The organism is uncultured Thiodictyon sp. (genome assembly GCF_903946935.1).
Lineage (GTDB): Bacteria > Pseudomonadota > Gammaproteobacteria > Chromatiales > Chromatiaceae > Thiodictyon.
This window is the reverse complement of record NZ_CAJAXH010000237.1, coordinates 1-2,580: the sequence shown is the minus strand read 5'-3', so window position 1 is coordinate 2,580 and position 2,580 is coordinate 1. Positions and strand designations below refer to the sequence as shown.

Here is a 2,580-nt window from a genome sequence, read left to right as displayed (position 1 = left end):
TAGGATACCTGGCAGGCGACTCGATGCTGTCTTCATTCATATTGAAACCCGGAATAAGATCGCATTTTCGTATGGATTCCGGAGATTCTACAATTTTTTTGCTATAAAATCAATAATTTAGTTTCTAGACAGGCTCTAAGGCTACGCGCCTGGTTTTCGGGTTATCTGTAAGAAACCAATCGTCAGCACTATGATTCGACGTCTCCGAATCCGGTGGAGAATCCTCGTTGTTATTCAGCGTTGACATGGGTCTGGGGTCCGGATCGATGGTTGATATCGCGAGTGTAGGTCTGCTTAGGGCAGTGGAAGCGGTCTTGTCACGACGAGTTCCCGCTCGGTGCCGCCACCCTGTTCGAACTCGGCGATGGAATCCAGCAGCCGCCTGGCGTTGTTGGGGCTTCGCAGCAGATGGGCGGTTTCGGCCAGGGCGTTGTTGTCGTCCAAAGAGAGCATTACGACCGCCTGTTCGGACTCGCGGGTGATGATGACCGGCTCATGGTCGTCGCAGACCCGATCCATGGCGCTGGCCAGGTCGGCGCGGGCGGCGGCGTAGGTGATTGCGTTCATCGGGCTCTTACCTTGGGCGAGTTGTAAGTGTTTCTTTGGACCGGAGGGTGTGGGCTGGCATGTTGTCGGGTACCCCCTCCGAATGGGTCTCAGTTTAGCGCGGTGTCACCGGATTGCGGCCGGTTGTCGCGTCCGGCCGCCGCCGGCTCGGGGGTCAGGCGTTCAATGCGCGGCCGGTGTGCCTGACCGGACCCGCCTTGATTCCAGTGCCTGCCACCGACGCTTCCGGCGCGGAGCGCCTGACACATGCGTGACACCGTTGGAACGGTGTCACGAGCGCGAGGGGCGAGGGTCGGTGCCCGGGATAATGATCAAGATCGCCGAACCGGCCTTGCTTGATCCTGTAATAAGCAGTTGCCGTGCCATCACGCATCGACCCCGTGCTTCTTGAGCCAGTTGCTCAAAGTCGTGGGATTGCCGAAGCCCAGCAGCCGGGCGGCGCGGGTCTTGTTGCCGCCGGTGAGCCGCATCGCCTGTTCCAGATAGTGCCGGGCGACCTGGTCGATGGTGGCATTGAGATCAATCCCTTGGGCGATGTCCTGCGCCAGGGTTGGGTCGCTGGACAGGTTCCGCGCCGGGCTCGGCAGCAGGGCGTCGCGGGCGTCTTCCAGGTCGATGGTCGGGCCTGGGGTCCAGACGGCGGCGCGGCGCAGGGTGTTCTGCATCTCGCGGACGTTGCCGGGCCAGGGGTGTTCGAGCAGAAGCTTTCTTGCGGTAACCGAAAGAATCTTGTGGCTGTAGCCGGGCTCGGTCTCGGACTCACGGTTGACCTGGTCCAGCAGCCGGTCGAGCAGCAGGCCGGCGTCGCCCTCGCGTTCGCGCAGCGGTGGCAGGTGGATGACGGCGACGGCGAGCCGGTAGAAGAGGTCTTCGCGGAAGCGGCCGGCGGCGACCTCATCGACCAGGGTGCGGTTGGTGGCGGCGAGGATGCGCACGTCGACCTTGGTGGGGCCGGTGGCGCCGACGCGGGTGACCTCGCCTTCCTGGAGTGCGCGCAGGAGTTTGACCTGGGCGGGTTTGGGCAGTTCGCCGAGCTCGTCCAGAAACAGGGTGCCTAAGTGGGCGGACTCGAAATAGCCCTGGCGCTGCCCGGCAGCGCCGGTGAAGGCGCCCTTTTCGTGGCCGAACAGTTCGGACTCGATCAGGTCCGGGGCGATGGCGCCGTAGTTGACGGTGACGAAGGGGCGGGCGCGCCGGGGGCTCGCCTGGTGGATGGCGCGGGCGAGCAGTTCCTTGCCGGTGCCGGATTCGCCCTCGATCAGGATGGGGATGGAGCGCGGGGCGGCGCGGCGGGCACGGGCGATGGCGCGCGACATGGCGGGGCTGCGGTGGCAGATGGCGTCGAATTCGGGGGCGGCGGGCGGGAGTCCTGCGGTGAGGCGCTCCAGGGCGCGGTCGGGGCGCTCCAGCAGGTCGGGGAGGAAGTCGGCCGAGATATCGAACGGAACCGAGGCGGTGCGCACGCCGTGCCGGATGGAGGACTCGATCAGGTCGGCGGGGAAGCGGGTCTTGGCGAGGATGATCCAGACGGCAGCCATGGCGGGGGTGCCGGGGCTCAGATGGAAGGCGAGTCCGTCGCCCGGCGGCTGGGCCGCTTGGGTTGCCGAGACGACGACGCGGGCGTGGCGGTAGATGGCGCCGAAGTCGGTGGGGCTTTCCAGGGTGACGCAATGGGCAGTGACTGGGGTTGGCGCCTGGGTCTGGAGCCAGACCAGATAGGCGTCGGCGTCTTCCGTGGCATAGTCGCAGAGGAGTTCCAGGCGAGCGAAGCGGCCGGTTTGCAGGGCCTGGGCGACCGGGCCTAGCAGCCTGTCGGACTTGATGGCGTAACCGATTGATTAAAAAGGAAAACGACTTTTTGGCGCAAAAGAGGAAACTCTTTGCATTCAATCGGTTGCATCACTAAGGCGATTTCCATATAATATTTTCCCTGCTAGAATAGCAATGTTCCCAACAGATCGACTTTTCGATCTTTCATATATATTAGGCTGTCAAATAATGCCTTAGGTAGTG

Annotated in this window: 3 protein-coding genes; 1 reads left to right on the top strand and 2 read right to left on the bottom strand. The window is 63.2% G+C overall.

Going from position 1 to position 2,580, the window contains the following annotated elements; all coding sequences use genetic code 11:
* Positions 1 to 294: 294 nt before the first annotated feature.
* Both QZX93_RS20950 and QZX93_RS20945 read right to left on the bottom strand, forming a co-directional pair.
* Complete coding sequence (locus QZX93_RS20950) at positions 295 to 567, bottom strand: type II toxin-antitoxin system prevent-host-death family antitoxin (protein WP_295388950.1); 273 nt, start codon at positions 565 to 567, stop codon at positions 295 to 297.
* A gap of 365 nt (positions 568 to 932) precedes the next feature.
* On the bottom strand, positions 933 to 2,105 hold the full coding sequence (locus QZX93_RS20945) for a sigma 54-interacting transcriptional regulator (protein ID WP_295388949.1): 1,173 nt from the start codon (positions 2,103 to 2,105) through the stop codon (positions 933 to 935).
* Positions 2,106 to 2,237: 132 nt separating this feature from the next.
* On the opposite strand from QZX93_RS20945, the gene QZX93_RS20940 reads away from it, so the two are divergent.
* Entirely contained in the window at positions 2,238 to 2,372 is a 135-nt protein-coding gene (locus QZX93_RS20940; protein ID WP_295388948.1) for a hypothetical protein, read from the top strand.
* The last annotated feature ends 208 nt before the right edge of the window (positions 2,373 to 2,580 follow it).

Excerpts from the sequence above, each read along its gene's own strand:
- QZX93_RS20950 (WP_295388950.1), bottom strand. The coding sequence starts at position 567 with ATGAACGCAATCACCTACGCCGCCGCCCGCGCCGACCTGGCCAGCGCC.
- QZX93_RS20945 (WP_295388949.1), bottom strand. The coding sequence starts at position 2,105 with ATGGCTGCCGTCTGGATCATCCTCGCCAAGACCCGCTTCCCCGCCGAC.
- QZX93_RS20940 (WP_295388948.1), top strand. The coding sequence starts at position 2,238 with ATGGGCAGTGACTGGGGTTGGCGCCTGGGTCTGGAGCCAGACCAGATA.